Origin of the sequence: Pseudomonas sp. Marseille-Q5115 (assembly GCF_916618905.1) — a bacterium.
In the GTDB taxonomy this organism is placed as follows: Bacteria; Pseudomonadota; Gammaproteobacteria; order Pseudomonadales; family Pseudomonadaceae; genus Aquipseudomonas; species Aquipseudomonas japonica_A.
On sequence record NZ_CAKAKI010000001.1, the window covers coordinates 3518188 to 3534559 of the forward strand.

The 16372-nt window shown below is 61.4% G+C and carries 17 protein-coding genes; 4 read left to right on the plus strand and 13 right to left on the minus strand.

What is annotated here, in order from left to right:
- Positions 1-60 precede the first annotated feature (60 nt).
- Positions 61-1155, plus strand: coding sequence for an LOG family protein (locus tag LG385_RS16105; RefSeq protein WP_225775093.1), 1095 nt, complete (start codon positions 61-63; stop codon positions 1153-1155).
- Between the two features lie 45 nt (positions 1156-1200).
- On the opposite strand, the gene recX is transcribed toward LG385_RS16105, so the two are convergent.
- The 3 genes from recX to LG385_RS16120 all read right to left on the minus strand — a co-directional run bounded on the left by recX (position 1201) and on the right by LG385_RS16120 (position 3402).
- Positions 1201-1662 (minus strand): recombination regulator RecX, encoded by a 462-nt coding sequence (gene recX, locus LG385_RS16110; protein WP_225775094.1) that lies wholly within the window; start codon positions 1660-1662, stop codon positions 1201-1203.
- Positions 1663-1703: 41 nt separating this feature from the next.
- A complete protein-coding gene (recA, locus tag LG385_RS16115; protein ID WP_225775095.1) occupies positions 1704-2789 on the minus strand; it encodes a recombinase RecA in 1086 nt (361 codons plus the stop codon).
- Between the two features lie 112 nt (positions 2790-2901).
- On the minus strand, positions 2902-3402 hold the full coding sequence (locus tag LG385_RS16120) for a CinA family protein (RefSeq protein ID WP_225775096.1): 501 nt from the start codon (positions 3400-3402) through the stop codon (positions 2902-2904).
- A gap of 257 nt (positions 3403-3659) precedes the next feature.
- Between LG385_RS16120 and mutS the strand changes: the two genes are divergently transcribed.
- Both mutS and fdxA read left to right on the plus strand, forming a co-directional pair.
- The gene (mutS, locus tag LG385_RS16125; RefSeq protein ID WP_225775097.1) at positions 3660-6227 is read left to right on the plus strand and encodes a DNA mismatch repair protein MutS; all 2568 of its coding nucleotides are present in this window, start codon (positions 3660-3662) and stop codon (positions 6225-6227) included.
- Between the two features lie 189 nt (positions 6228-6416).
- Positions 6417-6740 carry a ferredoxin FdxA gene (gene fdxA / locus LG385_RS16130; protein ID WP_225775098.1) on the plus strand — a complete coding sequence of 108 codons (324 nt, stop codon included), beginning with the start codon at positions 6417-6419 and terminating at the stop codon, positions 6738-6740.
- A gap of 442 nt (positions 6741-7182) precedes the next feature.
- Here fdxA and rpoS read toward each other — a convergent pair whose 3' ends face one another.
- From rpoS to LG385_RS16170, 8 genes are all read right to left on the minus strand, one after another.
- Positions 7183-8187: an RNA polymerase sigma factor RpoS gene (gene rpoS / locus LG385_RS16135; RefSeq protein ID WP_181117218.1), complete on the minus strand. Its 1005-nt coding sequence runs from the start codon at positions 8185-8187 to the stop codon at positions 7183-7185.
- 108 nt (positions 8188-8295) lie between these two features.
- A complete protein-coding gene (locus LG385_RS16140; RefSeq protein ID WP_225775099.1) occupies positions 8296-9177 on the minus strand; it encodes a peptidoglycan DD-metalloendopeptidase family protein in 882 nt (293 codons plus the stop codon).
- A gap of 172 nt (positions 9178-9349) precedes the next feature.
- Positions 9350-9985: a protein-L-isoaspartate(D-aspartate) O-methyltransferase gene (locus LG385_RS16145; RefSeq protein WP_181117385.1), complete on the minus strand. Its 636-nt coding sequence runs from the start codon at positions 9983-9985 to the stop codon at positions 9350-9352.
- A gap of 38 nt (positions 9986-10023) precedes the next feature.
- Positions 10024-10773 (minus strand): 5'/3'-nucleotidase SurE, encoded by a 750-nt coding sequence (gene surE, locus LG385_RS16150; protein ID WP_181117216.1) that lies wholly within the window; start codon positions 10771-10773, stop codon positions 10024-10026.
- Positions 10774-10784: 11 nt separating this feature from the next.
- On the minus strand, positions 10785-11819 hold the full coding sequence (gene truD, locus LG385_RS16155; RefSeq protein ID WP_225775100.1) for a tRNA pseudouridine(13) synthase TruD: 1035 nt from the start codon (positions 11817-11819) through the stop codon (positions 10785-10787).
- On the minus strand, positions 11816-12289 hold the full coding sequence (gene ispF / locus LG385_RS16160; protein ID WP_225775101.1) for a 2-C-methyl-D-erythritol 2,4-cyclodiphosphate synthase: 474 nt from the start codon (positions 12287-12289) through the stop codon (positions 11816-11818). The genes truD and ispF overlap by 4 nt, the downstream gene beginning before the upstream one ends.
- A 73-nt stretch (positions 12290-12362) precedes the next feature.
- Positions 12363-13211, minus strand: a complete 849-nt coding sequence (gene fghA, locus LG385_RS16165; protein WP_225775102.1) for an S-formylglutathione hydrolase — start codon at positions 13209-13211, stop codon at positions 12363-12365.
- 10 nt (positions 13212-13221) lie between these two features.
- Positions 13222-14334: an S-(hydroxymethyl)glutathione dehydrogenase/class III alcohol dehydrogenase gene (locus LG385_RS16170; RefSeq protein ID WP_181117212.1), complete on the minus strand. Its 1113-nt coding sequence runs from the start codon at positions 14332-14334 to the stop codon at positions 13222-13224.
- 100 nt (positions 14335-14434) lie between these two features.
- On the opposite strand from LG385_RS16170, the gene LG385_RS16175 reads away from it, so the two are divergent.
- Positions 14435-15358: a LysR substrate-binding domain-containing protein gene (locus LG385_RS16175; protein WP_225775103.1), complete on the plus strand. Its 924-nt coding sequence runs from the start codon at positions 14435-14437 to the stop codon at positions 15356-15358.
- Here LG385_RS16175 and ispD read toward each other — a convergent pair.
- Together ispD and ftsB are read right to left on the minus strand one after the other, a co-directional pair.
- Positions 15355-16041, minus strand: coding sequence for a 2-C-methyl-D-erythritol 4-phosphate cytidylyltransferase (gene ispD / locus LG385_RS16180; RefSeq protein ID WP_225775104.1), 687 nt, complete (start codon positions 16039-16041; stop codon positions 15355-15357). The genes LG385_RS16175 and ispD overlap by 4 nt on opposite strands.
- On the minus strand, positions 16038-16316 hold the full coding sequence (gene ftsB / locus LG385_RS16185; protein ID WP_225775105.1) for a cell division protein FtsB: 279 nt from the start codon (positions 16314-16316) through the stop codon (positions 16038-16040). The genes ispD and ftsB overlap by 4 nt, the downstream gene beginning before the upstream one ends.
- Positions 16317-16372: the final 56 nt, after the last annotated feature.

Consider the following 16372-nt stretch of genomic DNA (forward strand, 5'->3'; position numbering starts at 1 on the left):
TGCTTTCCTGGCCGGCGCGGGCATTGCAGCCGCGCCCGCCTGCTGTGACGGAGTGGTTGCATGCCTTATCACCCTAACCAGAACCTCACCGAGCATTTCGCCGTGCATGGCCGTGACCTGCTTGAACAGGTGGAAGCGCAGCTCTCGCAGCTGGGTCCGAATAGCCGCAACCTGCCGCTGTACCGCGATATGCTGCTTACCGTGTTACGTATGGCGCAGGAAGACCGCAACCGCTGGGATGCCAAGATCACCCTGCAGACCCTTCGGGAGCTGGACCACGCGTTTCGCGCACTGCATACCCATAAAGGTAGGCGCAAGGTCACCGTGTTCGGCTCCGCGCGCACGCCCAGGGAGCATCCTGTTTACGCCCTCACCCGCGCGCTGGGCGAAGCATTGGCCCGCGAAGACCTGATGGTTATCACCGGTGGTGGCGGTGGCATCATGGCAGCCGCCCATGAAGGCGCCGGGCGGGACCATAGCCTGGGCTTCAATATCACGCTGCCTTTCGAGCAGCACGCCAACGCGACGATCGAGGGCTCGGATCGCCTCTTGTCGTTTCATTTCTTTTTCGTGCGCAAGCTGTTCTTTGTGAAGGAAGCCGATGCGATCGTGCTCTGCCCTGGCGGTTTCGGCACGCTGGACGAGGCGCTGGAGGTGCTCACGCTGGTACAAACTGGCAAAAGCCCATTGGTGCCCGTGGTATTGCTGGACGCACCGGGCGGCACCTTCTGGCAGGGTGCCCTGCGCTTCATGAAAGAAGAGCTGGAGGCTAATCACTACATTCTGCCCAGCGACCTTAAGCTGATGCGGCTGGTTTACAAGCCTGAGGACGCGGTGGATGAAATACGCCGGTTCTACGCCAACTTTCACTCCACCCGCTGGCTGGGCACTACCTTCATCGTACGCATGCGCCACCCTCTGAGCAGTGCTGCACTGGCAAAAATGGAGGAAGCCTTCCCAGACCTGAAGCTGGGCGGCACGTTCGAGCAACATACTGTTGCACCTGAAAGCGCAGACGAGCCGGAACTGGCTCACCTGGCACGGCTGGCCTTCGCGTTTACAGGGAGAAACCAGGGGCGTTTGCGGGAACTGGTGGACTTCATCAACCAGCCCGAGCATTGGGTTGGACCGCCGAAAGATCAGGAGCGCACGTAGCCCGCGAATGCCGCAGAGCGGAATCGACGGGCAGATGCGGAAGGGCTAATCCCTTCCGCTAAGCAGCCGCCCGACCATATCCATCGAGTAACCCCGGTAGAGCAAAAAGCGGGTCTGACGGGCGCGTTCCTTTGGGTCGGTTGGCAACTGTGCAGCAAACTTGCGCTCCCACACGTCGCGCAGCAACGACCCCCAGTCCATCCCGCAAACACGCAGAGCCTGATCTACATCAGCCCGCTGCAACCCTCGCTGGGTCAGGTCTTCGCGAATACGCGCCGGCCCATAGCCCGAACGTGCCCGGTAGTTGATAAAGCTTTCCAGATACCGGGCTTCAGACAGCAGCCCTTCCTCGGCCAAGCGGTCCAGCTCTGACGCGATCAACTCGGAAGGCGCGCCCCGCTGGCGGAGTTTGCGCTCCAGCTCGACTCGCCCGTGCTCCCGCCTGGCCAGTAAATCCATTGCAGCACGACGAACAGCGACAGGGGTATCAAGTATTACGGCCGGCATGAAGAATGCCGACCGTTGACCAGGCGAAGATAAACGTTCAATTACAGATCGCTGTCGGCGTCTACGACTTCGTCAGGGGCCAGTGCGCCTTTTTTCACATCCTTGGCGTCTTTCGCGTCCTTGGCATCTGCGGCTGCACCGCTATTGAGCAACTTGTCACGGATCTGCTTCTCCAGCGCGGCCTTGACCTCTGGGTTCTCTTCCAGATACTTGGCGGCGTTAGCCTTGCCCTGGCCGATCTTGTTGTCCTGGTAGGCGTACCAGGCACCGGATTTGTCGACGAAGCCATTGGCAACGCCGAGGTCGATGATCTCGCCGTTCAGGTAAATACCCTTGCCATAAAGGATCTGGAATTCGGCTTGACGGAACGGAGGTGAAACCTTGTTCTTGACGACTTTCACCCGGGTTTCGCTACCCACGATGTCGTCGCCTTCCTTCACCGAACCGGTACGACGGATATCCAGGCGAACCGAGGCATAGAACTTGAGCGCGTTACCACCGGTGGTGGTTTCCGGGCTACCGAACATCACACCGATTTTCATGCGGATCTGGTTGATGAAGATCACCAGGCAGTTGGCGGTCTTGATGTTACCAGTGATTTTGCGCAGGGCCTGGGACATCAAGCGGGCTTGAAGGCCTACGTGCATGTCACCCATTTCGCCTTCGATCTCGGCCTTCGGCACCAGTGCCGCCACGGAGTCGACAATGATCACGTCCACCGCGTTGGAGCGCACCAGCATATCGGTGATTTCCAGCGCCTGCTCGCCGGTGTCCGGCTGGGAAACCAGCAGGTCATCGACATTCACGCCCAGCTTGCCGGCATACTCTGGGTCCAGTGCGTGCTCGGCGTCAACGAAGGCACAGGTTGCCCCGCTGCGTTGAGCCTGGGCGATCACGGACAGGGTAAGCGTGGTTTTACCCGAGGATTCCGGGCCATAGATTTCAACGATACGGCCTTTTGGCAGACCGCCGATGCCCAGCGCGATGTCGAGCCCCAGCGAGCCGGTCGAGATGGCAGGAATGGCCGAACGCTCATGGTCACCCATGCGCATGACGGCACCCTTACCGAATTGACGCTCGATTTGACCCAGGGCCGCAGCCAAGGCACGCTTCTTGTTGTCGTCCATTGATGTCCTCACGATTTCGATTTCGATAGGGCCGACAGCGCGCGGTACGCGACCTGAGCGGGCCAATAACTGTATAAGTAGACAGTATTATTCCACACCTTCGGCGGATCGCCTACCCCTGCCCGGGTTTTTCTCCTGCGGCCAATGCGACCAGCCCCTGCAGCGCGGCGACCACCGTTTGCTGCCTCACACTATGTCGATCACCATCGAACTGCTTGCGTTCGGTAAAGGTACGATCGCCATCCGCCCACGCCAGCCATACGGTGCCCACCGGCTTGTCCGCCGAGCCGCCTCCAGGCCCCGCCACGCCGCTTACCGCCACTGAAAAGCGCGCTTGGGCCTGACGCGCCGCGCCTTGGGCCATTGCCAGCACAACCTCCTCACTGACGGCACCCACAGTTTCGAACAACGCTTCAGGTACCTGCAGCTGCCTGTGCTTCTGATGATTGGAGTAGGTCACGTAGCCTGCCTCGAACCAGGCAGAGCTACCGGCGACGCGGGTGATCGCTTCGGCAATGCCGCCACCGGTACAGGACTCTGCCGTGGTAACGGTCGCGCCCAACGCTTGTAGCCGGCTACCCAGGGCAGTGGCAAGATGAGTGATGTCATCCATGGAAGCTCCTTGTTCATCTGGTTTGATCAGCCGTGCAACGTCCGGCCCTGGGGGTAGACTTTCCGACGGAACCGCCCTGGTGTCCATCGCCGATAGGCAACGGGGGATTTCAGGCTACGCGTTCTGCCCCGATCCTATGCACCTGGACGATGAATCACTGTTCAACCGCAGGCGCGGCACGTTTGGCAGCACGGAAAATCCCTGTACCATTGCCGGTTTTCGTCCTCTGTTACACGACAGCCGAGCAAAGCCCCTGAATGTCTGACCTGTCCAATCACACCCCGATGATGCAGCAATACTGGAAGCTGAAAAACCAGCATCCGGACCAGCTCATGTTCTACCGCATGGGTGATTTCTACGAGATCTTCTACGAAGACGCGAAGAAAGCGGCAAGGCTGCTGGATATCACACTCACTGCCCGCGGCCAGTCGGCTGGGCAGTCCATCCCCATGTGTGGCATCCCTTATCACGCTGCCGAAGGGTACCTGGCCAAGCTGGTGAAGTTGGGCGAATCGGTGGTGATCTGCGAACAGATCGGCGACCCGGCCACCAGCAAGGGCCCGGTGGAACGCCAGGTCGTGCGCATCATCACCCCAGGGACGGTAAGCGATGAAGCCCTGCTCGATGAGCGCCGTGACAACCTGATCGCGGCGCTGCTCGGGGATGAGCGGCTGTTTGGCCTGGCGGTGCTGGACATCACCAGCGGGCAGTTCATCGTGCAAGAGCTCAAGGGTTGGGAGCACCTGCTTGCCGAACTCGAGCGCATCAACCCGGTAGAGCTGTTGATTCCGGACGACTGGCCGCAGGGCTTGCCGGCCGAAAAACGCCGAGGCTCGCGCCGCCGGGCGCCCTGGGAATTCGAGCGCGATACCGCGCGCAAGCTGTTGTGTCAGCAGTTCGGCACGCAGGACCTCAAAGGCTTCGGCTGCGAACAGCTGACCCTCGCGATCAGTGCAGCCGGTTGCCTGCTGGCTTACGCCCGGGAAACCCAGCGCACCGCTCTGCCCCATCTGCGCAGCCTGCGGCACGAGCGATTGGATGACACCGTGGTGCTGGACGCGGCAACCCGGCGCAACCTTGAGCTGGACGTGAACCTCAGTGGTGGGCGCGACAACACCTTGCAATCCGTGCTGGACCGTTGCCAGACCGCCATGGGCAGCCGCCTGCTGGCCCGTTGGCTCAACCGCCCGCTGCGTGATCTGAAGATCCTCAACGCCCGTCAGGCGTCAATCCGGTGCCTGCTGGAAGGCTATCGCTTCGAAGGGCTGCAGCCCCAGTTGAAGGCTATTGGAGACCTGGAGCGGATTCTCGCCCGTATCGGCCTGCGCAATGCGCGCCCCCGCGACCTGGCACGCCTGCGGGATGCCTTGGCGGCACTCCCTGAACTACAGAATCAACTGGCCGATCTCGAAGCCCCGCATCTCGCTCAACTGGCGACCATCGCCGGTACTTATCCAGAGCTGGCTTCGCTGCTGGAGCGGGCGATCATTGATACACCTCCCGCGGTCATTCGCGACGGCGGTGTACTGAAGGTCGGCTATGACGCCGAGCTCGACGAACTGCTGTCGCTGAGCGAAAACGCCGGGCAGTTTCTTATCGACCTCGAAGCCCGTGAAAAGGCCCGCACCGGCCTTGCCAACCTCAAAGTCGGCTACAACCGCGTGCACGGCTATTTCATCGAGCTGCCCAGCAAGCAGGCCGAGCAGGCGCCTGGCGACTACATCCGGCGGCAAACCCTCAAAGGCGCCGAGCGCTTCATTACACCGGAACTCAAGGCCTTCGAAGACAAGGCGCTGTCAGCGAAAACCCGTGCCTTGGCGCGGGAGAAGATGCTGTATGAGGCGTTGCTCGAAACGCTCATCGGCCACCTTGCGCCGCTGCAGGACACCGCCGCCGCGCTCGCCGAGCTGGATGTGTTGAGCAACCTGGCCGAGCGCGCGCTGACCCTGGACCTGAACTGCCCCGCTTTTGTGGACGAGCCCTCTATCCGGATCGAGCAAGGGCGACACCCCGTGGTAGAGCAGGTGCTTACCACGCCGTTCGTGGCCAATGACCTGAGCCTGAACGACCAGACGCGCATGCTGGTGATCACCGGGCCAAACATGGGCGGCAAGTCGACTTACATGCGCCAGACCGCGCTGATCGTACTGCTGGCCCATATCGGCGCATTCGTACCCGCTGCCCGCTGTGAGCTGTCCCTGGTGGACCGCATTTTCACTCGCATCGGGTCCAGCGATGACCTGGCCGGCGGGCGGTCCACCTTCATGGTGGAAATGAGCGAAACCGCGAACATTCTTCATAATGCCACCCACGCAAGCCTGGTGTTGATGGACGAAGTAGGTCGGGGCACGAGCACGTTCGACGGGCTTTCTCTGGCGTGGGCCGCAGCCGAGCGGCTGGCACACCTCAAGGCGTTCACGCTGTTCGCGACGCATTACTTCGAGCTCACCGTGCTGCCAGAGAGCGAGCCGGTGGTCGCGAACGTTCACCTGAACGCTACCGAGCACAACGAGCGCATCGTGTTCCTTCACCATGTGCTCCCGGGGCCGGCGAGCCAAAGCTATGGCCTGGCCGTGGCGCAGCTGGCAGGCGTGCCGGGGCCGGTCATCGAGCGGGCGAAAGAGCACCTGGGCCGCCTTGAAACCGCCAGCTTGCCCCGCGAAGTGAACCCCGTTCGACCGGGCAAGCCGCAGGTGCCGCACCAGAGCGACCTCTTTGCACAGCTGCCTCACCCGGTGCTGGACGATCTGGTCAAGGCCGACCTGGATAACATGACGCCACGCGCAGCACTCGAACTGCTCTACACATTGAAACAGCGGGTCTAACGCCAAGGGCCGCAAGCTGATAGAATCCCGCGCGGTTTGGGAAGTCCACCCTAGAGACTGGGACCTATAAGGTCCCGCAGGGTCCGCGAGGCACACCTGTGACCATCAGCCTGGAACACCAGGCCAGCCCCGAACCTGCCGGGCCCTTTCCGTGGGGCCCGCGACAGCCGCCTGAGGAGAGAATTTGAAATGACCTTCGTCGTCACCGACAACTGCATCAAGTGCAAGTACACCGACTGCGTAGAAGTGTGTCCGGTGGACTGCTTTTACGAAGGCCCGAACTTCCTGGTCATTCATCCCGATGAATGCATCGACTGTGCGCTCTGTGAGCCTGAATGCCCGGCACAGGCGATCTTCTCCGAAGACGAGGTCCCGGATGACATGCAGGAATTCATCGCATTGAACGCCGAGCTGGCGGAAGTGTGGCCGAACATCACCGAGCGCAAGGACGCCCTGCCGGAAGCGGAAGAGTTCGATGGCGTGAAAGGGAAGATCAAGGATCTGGAGCGCTGAGAGGCGTGGCCTGATTGCCGGCCCGCTTTTTTCCGCGCAATAAAAAAGGGGGGTCTAGGCCCCCCCGTATTGTCTTCCCTGGTCCCTGTATTTCCTTTTCATCATCCTGATGAATCGCATCATGCGATGTCCTGGCAACCTTCCGTGGAAGCCCGTGTCTGTCCGTGGACACAGTTCAAATAATAGGCTTTTCGGAGCGGCGAACAACCCAAGGGTTTTTGCAAGAAAAGTCGTTTCCAAGCTATTACAACCAAAAAACATTGATAATTCAGTGTCTTAGAATTTTTCTTGGCACGCCAAGGAATTTTTTCACACAGCCAAGCGCTGTTTTCTCACGCAATGCGTAAGCTTTTTCCTACGCTTTATTGAGAAATCCAAGGCTCAAGAAATGCGGTCAAAGAAAAGCCCCGCATGGGCGGGGCTTTTCTCGATCGAATGGGAATCACTGGAACAGTGATTCGCTCGACAGGCCATTGCGTTCGAGAATTTCGCGCAAACGCTTGAGGCCCTCCACCTGGATCTGCCGCACGCGCTCACGGGTGAGCCCGATCTCCAACCCTACGTCTTCCAGCGTGCTGCTTTCATGGCCACGCAGGCCGAAGCGGCGCACAACCACTTCACGTTGCTTGTCGGTCAGTTCGGACAGCCACTGATCGATACTCTGTGACAGGTCATCGTCTTGAAGCAGTTCGCAAGGATCGGTGGGTCGATCGTCGGTCAGGGTATCGAGTAATGTCTTGTCGGAATCCGGCCCAAGTGAAACATCGACCGACGACACTCGCTCGTTCAACCCCAGCATGCGCTTCACCTCGCACACAGGCTTCTCGAGCAGGGCGGCTATCTCTTCAGGCGACGGCTCATGATCGAGCTTCTGAGTGAGCTCGCGGGCCGCCCGCAGGTATACATTGAGCTCCTTGACCACGTGAATGGGCAAGCGAATCGTGCGGGTCTGATTCATGATCGCGCGTTCGATGGTTTGCCGAATCCACCAGGTGGCGTAAGTGGAAAAGCGGAACCCACGCTCGGGGTCGAACTTCTCGACAGCCCGGATAAGCCCCAGGTTGCCTTCCTCGATAAGGTCGAGCAGCGACAGGCCGCGATTCACATAACGCCGGGCGATCTTCACCACCAGGCGCAGGTTGCTCTCGATCATCCGCTTGCGGCCGGCGGGATCGCCCTTCTGAGACAAGCGCGCGAAGTGAACTTCTTCCTCGGGGGAGAGCAGCGGGGAAAAGCCGATTTCGTTCAGATAAAGCTGAGTGGCATCAAGGGCACGGGTGTAATCGATGTACTTGTGCTGTTTGAGCGCAGAAGATTGCCTGGCCTTGGAGCGTACCGCTGCCAGCGGGGCGTCCTCATCGACCGCCGAATCAAGGACGATGCCGGTTTCTACCAAAAGCACCTCATCGTCGATGTCAAACTCCGGCGCTTCTCTGTTAAGAGCCATTGTTATAGTCCCTTTGCGAGTTCGACCTCAAGCCCAAGCGCGCCTGGTTTCCATGGCTGCGCAGGAGCCTGTCCCCACTACGTGGTCAGTGACAGGCTGCAGCGTTGTTCAACGTCGTGGCAGAAACTGCATGGGGTCTACCGGCTTGCCCTGACGGCGAATTTCGAAGTGAAGTTTCACCCGGTCGGTACCCGTGGAGCCCATTTCGGCAATCGTCTGCCCGGCCTTGACTTGCTGCCCCTCCCGAACCAGTAGCCTACGGTTATGACCGTAAGCACTCACGTAGGTGTCACTGTGTTTGATGATCACCAACTCGCCGTAGCCCCGTAATCCACTTCCGGCGTACACCACGGATCCATCAGACGCAGCGAAAACAGGCTGTCCCAAATCCCCTGCGATATCAATTCCTTTATTCAAACTACCGTTTGAAGCGAATTTGCCTATCAAAACGCCATTCGCCGGCCAGGTCCAACCCCCCGCCACTACTTCGCCAGCAGGCACTGGCGTGCTCACGGGCGCGGTGACAGCGGCGCTTTCGGGACTCGAAACACCCGGTGTAACCGCTGCGGGTGCCACAACCGGACGTCGTATGATTGTGGTTGTGCTGGAGGATGACGTGGAGCTGCTTCGGGTCACGACGGTGGGGGCAGGCGCGCTCGCCACCGCTGGGCTACCGGCCTGGCCATCGAAGCGCAGCACCTGGCCCGGACGAATGGTATAGGGGGCCGGGATATTATTGCGTGCACCGAGGGCCTTGTAGTCCCAACCGTAGCGAAATGCGATGGAGTACAAGGTGTCGCCGCGCTTGACCACATATTGACCCGTGGTGGTCTGAGGGCGCTGGGGTGTGGCTGCCGCACGGTCGACTACTCGCACGCCACTGCTCGGCGTGCTCGAACAACCGGCCAGCAAAGCCGCGATAGCCAGCGCGGGGAGCAGGCGCTTGGCGCGCAGCACACTCACACACTGACCAGAAACTGTCGAACTCACCCGCTACTCCCTTTGGATGATGGATTCACAAGGCCGGCAGTATAACCGAGCCTGATAACCGGCCATGCCCATAAAGGCGTTGATAAACAAAAAGATGGGCGAAGAACCTCAAGCCCCTCTATGACCGGCCATGGGCGAGGGAATTCCGGAACACATGCCGGAGCCTGAATGCTCAGGCCAGCGGGCCGGTCAGCAGCGGAACAAAGCGGACCGCGCCCAGCACGTGACGGGCGAAGCCATGCTCTTCGCGGATAATCAACATCAGCTGCTGTACCTCGCCAGCGCCCACGGGAATGACCATGCGGCCGCCAGGCGCCAGTTGGTCCAGCAAGGCCTGGGGCACGTCGGTAGCTACCGCCGTAACGATAATCCCGTTATAAGGCGCCAGCGCCGGCCATCCCTCCCAGCCATCGCCCCAGCGGAACACCACATTACGGACGTTCAGGGCCTGCAAGCGCTCCTTGGCGCGGTCCTGAAGGCCTTTGATGCGCTCCACCGAGAATACCCGTTCAACCAGCTGGGCAAGGACGGCGGTCTGATACCCCGAGCCCGTGCCGATTTCCAGCACCTTGTCCAATGGCCCGGCGGCCAGCAGCAGCTCGCTCATGCGGGCAACCATATATGGCTGGGAAATTGTCTGGTTGTTGCCAATGGGCAACGCGGTGTCTTCATAGGCGCGGTGCGCGAGTGCCTCGTCCACGAACAGATGACGTGGCGTCTTGCGCAGCACATCCAGCACCTGCCGGTTGCAGATGCCCTCCTCGGACAGCCGCTGGATCAGCCGTTCACGGGTACGCTGGGAAGTCATGCCAATGCCATGGTGCAGCAGGTCGTCTTGCCCTCGCATCAGCGCAGCTCCTCCAGCCAGGCCCCAAGCGCCTCGAAGGCTGGATGGAACGTGCGGTCGAGCTGCAAAGGCGTTACTGAAACATAGCCCTGCATCAGGGCGTGGAAGTCAGTACCGGCACCACCGTCTTCCGCGTCTCCCGCCGCCGCGATCCAGTAGCCGGGCTTCCCTCGCGGGTCTACCACCAGGCTTGGGCGTGCCGCGCGTGCCCTGTGCCCAAGGCGGGTGAGCCGAATACCACGGATGGCCTCGAGCGGAAGGTTGGGGACGTTGACGTTTATCACGGTGCGCGGCGGCAGTTTCAACTCATTCTGCGCTTCGACCAGTTTGCGAGCGTACCAGGCAGCGGTCGGCAGGTTGTCGAGCTGGCGCGACGCCAGTGAAAACGCGAAAGACGTGTGCCCCGAGAAACGCCCTTCAAGGGCAGCCGCCACAGTGCCGGAGTAGATCACGTCATCACCCAGGTTTGCCCCCAGGTTGATACCGGACACCACCAGGTCCGGGTCCTCATCCAGCAAGGCGTTCAAGCCCAGGTGAACGCAGTCCACAGGGGTGCCGTTCAGGCTGATGAAGCCATTGTCGAGTGTGATCGGATGCAGCGGCCGATCGATCGTCAGGGCGCTGCTGCACCCGCTGCGGTCCTGGTCTGGCGCAATCACCGTGCAGTGGGCGAAATCCGCCAGCGCAGCATGAAGCGCGGCGATGCCTGGGGCGGTGACCCCGTCGTCATTGGAGATCAAGATACGCATGGGCTTTCCGTCTACCCCGCTTGCACCAGATCGAACAGCTCACGAACCACCACGGTGGCGAAGCATCCGGTGGGCAGGATGAAATCCAGTTGCAGAATGTCAGGCTCGGGATAATGCCACGACAGCTCCCGTATGGGCAGTCGAAGAATGCGACGTTCGTGATCCAGCCCTGCTTCGGCCAGCCAATCGCACAACGTAGCCTCACGGGTATGAACGGCCTGTTCCAGCGCTAGCGTATCGCCACTAGCTGGGGAAATGCCCTTGCCGTATAGCGCTCCCGTGGGATGCAGGTCCAAAGCCTCCAGCCGGTGGTCGGCGCATTCAACCTCGCCCGCAATGAAGAAGCTTCGGCTGTCAGTGAACGCCAGTACGTCGCCCGGCCGCGCCTGGTTCCAGCTGCCCTCCTCTACCCGCCTGGCCAAAATCTGGTTGAACAGGTAACTACGGGCCGCTGAAAGAATGCGCGAGCGCACGTTGCGCTGGTCAGGCAAGCGGGCGTTTTCGGCATAGTGCCGGGCGTGCGCAAGGTTACCGCCGTCATGGCCAAAACGCTGGCTGCCAAAATAATTGGGCACCCCGCATTGTTTGATCTGATTCAGGCGCTGCTCTATAGCGGCGTGGTCCGCCGTCAAGGACGTCAACCGCAACGAAAAGCCGTTGGCCGAATGAGCACCGCGCTGAAGCTTGCGGCGGTGGCGTGTCGCCTGGAGGATACGCAGGCTGGCGTCTTCGGCCTTGGTGAGGTCTGGCTCGCCCTTGCCCGGCAGGTGCAAGCTGAACCATTGCCGGGTGAGCGCCTGGCGGTCCTTGAGGCCCGCGTAACTGATCATCTTCACCGGAACGCCCGCCGCGCGAGCCAGCCGCCGGGCCGCCTCCTCGGTATTGAGCTCGCGCTTTTCAACCCACAGCCACAAGTGTTCGCCATCCCCGGCCAGGGGAATATCGAGCACCTCGTTGACCTGAAAGTCTTCGGCCGTGGCCTTGAGCACAGCGGTACCCAAGGCATCGCCTGAAGCGCGAGGACCCAGCAGCTCCCACTCGTTCATGAGGCGAGCAACAGGGCAACGGCGTGAACCGCAATCCCCTCCTCGCGGCCAGTGAAGCCCAGCTTTTCGGTGGTTGTGGCCTTCACGTTCACCTGATCGATCGCCACCTGAAGGTCGGCAGCAATAGCCCCGCGCATGGCTTCGATATGCGGTGCCATTTTGGGCGCCTGGGCAACGATGGTGGCGTCCACGTTACCTACCACCCAACCCTTTGCCCGCACCAGCTCGACCACATGCCGCAGCAACGCTCGGCTGTCGGCGCCCTTGAAGCGTGGGTCTGTGTCAGGAAAATGCTTGCCGATATCGCCCAGCGCAGCCGCACCCAGCAGCGCGTCGCTGAGGGCATGCAGCAGCACATCGCCGTCTGAATGGGCAATCAGCCCGGCGGTATGGGGGATACGTACCCCGCCCAGCGTGATGAAATCGCCGTCACCAAAACGGTGAACGTCATAGCCGTGCCCGATACGCATAGAAAAACGCCCTGTATAAGTCAGGGCGCGATTCTACCTTGCCGAGGCGGGCTTGGGCATCGTTGCCGCCGGTTCACGCCAACCCGAGGGCCGCGGCGTGGTGGCGCAGGTGGTCGTCGATGAAGCTGGCGATGAAGTAATAGCTGTGGTCGTAACCCGGCTGCAGCCGCAGGGTGAGCGGATAACCGGCGTCGCCGGCCGCTTTTTGCAACGCTTCGGGTTTCAGCTGCGTTGCGAGGAAATCATCGCGATCGCCCTGGTCGACCAACAGCGGCAATTGTTCCTTCGCCTGGCCCAGCAACACGCTGCTGTCCCATTCACGCCAGCGGTTGCGCTCCTGGCCCAGGTATCGCCCGAATGCTTTCTCCCCCCAAGGGCAATCCATCGGATTGCTTATGGGCGAAAACGCCGAGATCGAACGGTACTTGCCGGGGTTTCGCAAGGCACACACCAGCGCGCCGTGCCCGCCCATGGAGTGGCCCGCGATAGACCGGGCATCGCTGGCGGGGAAGTTCGCTTCGATCAGCTCGGGCAGTTCGCTCACCACATAGTCATGCATGCGGTAGTGCTGTGCGTAGGGTGGCTGGGTTGCATTGAGGTAAAACCCCGCGCCCAGGCCGAAATCCCAGGCGCCGTCCGGGTCGCCGGGAACATCCGGCCCCCGAGGGCTGGTATCCGGCGCCACGATGATCAGCCCCAGCTGTGCGGCCAGGCGCTGGGCGCCGGCCTTCTGCATGAAGTTTTCGTCGGTACAGGTCAGCCCGGAAAGCCAGTACAGCACTGGCAGGGTTTTACCCGATTCCGCCTGGGGTGGCAGGTATACCGCAAATACCATGTCGCACCCCAAGGTACTGGAGCGGTGTTTGTAGCGCTTGTGCCAGCCGCCGAAGCTTTTCTGGCAAGAGAGGTTTTCAAGACTCATGGCGCCACCCTCAGAAATGAATCACGCTGCGGATGCTCTTGCCTTCGTGCATCAGGTCGAAGGCCTTGTTGATGTCTTCCAGCGGCATGGTATGGGTGATGAAGGTGTCCAGCGGGATTTCGCCCTGCTCGGCCATTTCCACATAGCTGGGCAGTTCGGTACGGCCGCGCACGCCACCGAAGGCACTGCCGCGCCATACGCGCCCGGTCACCAGCTGGAACGGCCGTGTGGCGATCTCTTGCCCTGCGCCGGCGACGCCGATGATCACCGATTCGCCCCAACCCTTGTGGCAGCACTCCAGCGCGGCACGCATCAGCTGCACATTGCCGATGCATTCGAAGGAGAAGTCCACACCGCCATCGGTCATGTCCACTACCACTTCCTGGATCGGCTTGTCGAAGTCCTTCGGGTTAATGCAGTCCGTGGCGCCCAGCTGGCGGGCAATCTCGAACTTGGCCGGGTTGATGTCGATGGCAATGATGCGGCTGGCCTTGGCCTTTACTGCGCCCAGAATTGCCGAGAGGCCGATGCCACCCAGGCCGAAGATGGCGACCGTATCCCCTGGCTTGACCTTGGCGGTGTTAAGCACAGCGCCAATACCCGTAGTAACGCCGCAGCCCAGCAGGCACACCTTTTCCAGCGGCGCCTCCTTCGGAATGCGCGCCACGGAGATCTCCGGCAATACGGTGTACTCGGAGAAGGTGGACGTACCCATGTAGTGGAACAGCGGCTTGCCCTGGTAGGCGAAGCGGGTGGTGCCGTCTGGCATCAGGCCCTTGCCCTGGGTGGCGCGGATTGCCTGGCAGAGGTTGGTCTTGCCGGACAGGCAGAACTTGCACTGGCGACATTCCGGGGTGTACAGCGGGATCACATGGTCGCCCACCGCAACCGACGTGACGCCTTCGCCGACCGCTTCCACGATCGCACCGCCTTCGTGGCCCAGGATGCTCGGGAAGATGCCTTCCGGGTCCGCGCCAGACAGGGTGTAGGCATCGGTGTGGCAGACGCCGGTGGCCACTACGCGCAGCAACACTTCACCGGCCTTGGGCATGGCCACATCCACTTCAACGATCTCCAGCGGCTTCTTCGCTTCGAAGGCGACCGCGGCACGGGACTTGATCATGTGAACTCCTGGGGCATAGGTAAAAATCAAAGTGTACGCTACGCCTCCACTGTGGATAATTAGCGCGTGCGGGAAATATTATTGCAGCCCAGGGATAATCATGAGTGCGTTGCGCTGGGAAGGGCTGGATGAGTTCGTGGCGGTGGCCGAGCATGGTCAATTCAGCGCGGCAGCAGTGGCGTTGGGCGTGTCTTCGTCCCATGTGAGCCGGCAAGTAGCCCAGCTGGAAGAACGCTTGCAAGCACGCTTGTTCTACCGCAGTACCCGGCGGGTGAGCCTGACCGAGGCCGGCCATACGTTTCTTCAGCACTGCCGTCGGCTACAGGACGGTCGCGAGGAGGCCATGCGCGCGGTGCACGACCTGGCCAGCGCTCCAAAAGGCCTGCTGCGCATGACCTGCGCGGTTGCCTACGGCGAGCGCTTTATCGTGCCGCTGGTCACCGATTACCAAGCCCGCTACCCGCAGTTGCAGGTAGACATCGAACTGACCAATCGAACGCTGAACCTGGTGGACGAAGGGCTGGACCTCGCCGTTCGGCTGGGCCGTTTGCAGGATTCCCGGTTGGTGGCCAGCCGCCTCGCCCCTCGCCGCATGTACCTCTGCGCTTCGCCCGGCTATCTGGAACGTTATGGGCGGCCTCATAGCTTGTCGGAGCTCTCCCGACATAACTGCTTGATTGGCAGCAGCGACCAGTGGCTGATGCAAGAACACAACCGCGAGGCCATTGTGCGGGTGCAGGGCAGCTGGCGCTGCAACAGCGGCCAGGCTGTGCTCGATGCCGCGCTCAAGGGTATGGGCTTGTGCCAGTTGCCGGACTATTACGTACTCGAACATCTTCGCAGCGGTGCGCTGGTGTCGTTGCTCGAAGCCAACCAGCCGCCGAATACCGCCGTGTGGGCACTGTACCCCCAGCAGCGTCACCTTTCGCCCAAGGTGCGCGGGTTGATCGAGCATTTGCGGGAAGGATTGGCGGGGCGGGAGGAATATTCCCAGGCCACGCCTTGCCCTACAGATCAGGGCTAGCGGCGCAGCCAGGCCAGGTCTTCGGGGCGAGTGACCTTGATGTTGTCGGCACGGCCTTCAATCAGGCGCGGGGCATGGCCCGCCCATTCCATGGCAGACGCTTCGTCGGTCACGGCAACGCCAGCCACCAGCGCATCGGCCAGTGCCCGCTGCAGGGGGCCCAAGCGAAACATCTGGGGCGTGAAGGCATGCCACACCACGCTTCGGTCGAGGGTATCGGCAACCCGGCCGTCCGCGCCCGCGCGTTTTAGGGTGTCCTTGGCAGGCACGGCCAGCAAGCCACCCACGTCGTCATGGGCCAGCTCGGCCAGCAGGCGCTCCAGATCACTGGCCGCCAGGTTAGGTCGGGCGGCGTCGTGAACCAGCACCCAGTCCCGGCTGCCAGCGCCCAGTTCGTTTAGCTTGAGCAGGGCATTGAGCACTGAGTCGCAGCGCTCACGCCCGCCTGTAGCGCGGTGGATGGCGGGGTTTGCAGCGCAGCCGAGTTCCGGCCACCAGGTGTCGTCTGCCGCCAGGCTTACCACCATCCCGCGCAGTTCCGGGTGGCCAAGGAAGCAGTCCAGGGTGTGTTCGAGCAGGGTTTTGCCAGCGAATGAAAGGTATTGCTTGGGGCGGTCGGCCCCCATGCGCGAGCCAACGCCGGCGGCGGGGATGACCACCCAGAAAGATACGGGCGGGGTCATTGGGTAATCTGGTAGAGGGTTTCGCCATCCTTGACCATGCCCAGCTCATGGCGGGCACGCTCTTCGACGGTTTCCATTCCTTTTTTGAGCTCGAGCACTTCGGCGTCCAGCACGCGGTTGCGTTCGAACAGGCGCTCGTTTTCGGTTTTTTGATCGGCGATCTGCTGTTTCAGGTCAGCGGCCTGGGCAAAACTGCCCGTGCCCACCCATAGCCGATGCTGCAAGCCAGCCAGCAACAGAATGAGTACCAGAAACAACCAATAGGGACTGCGCATCGAAGAATCCAGTGAAAAGTCAGTCCAGATAGCACAAAGCCTGGCATCCGCCAGGC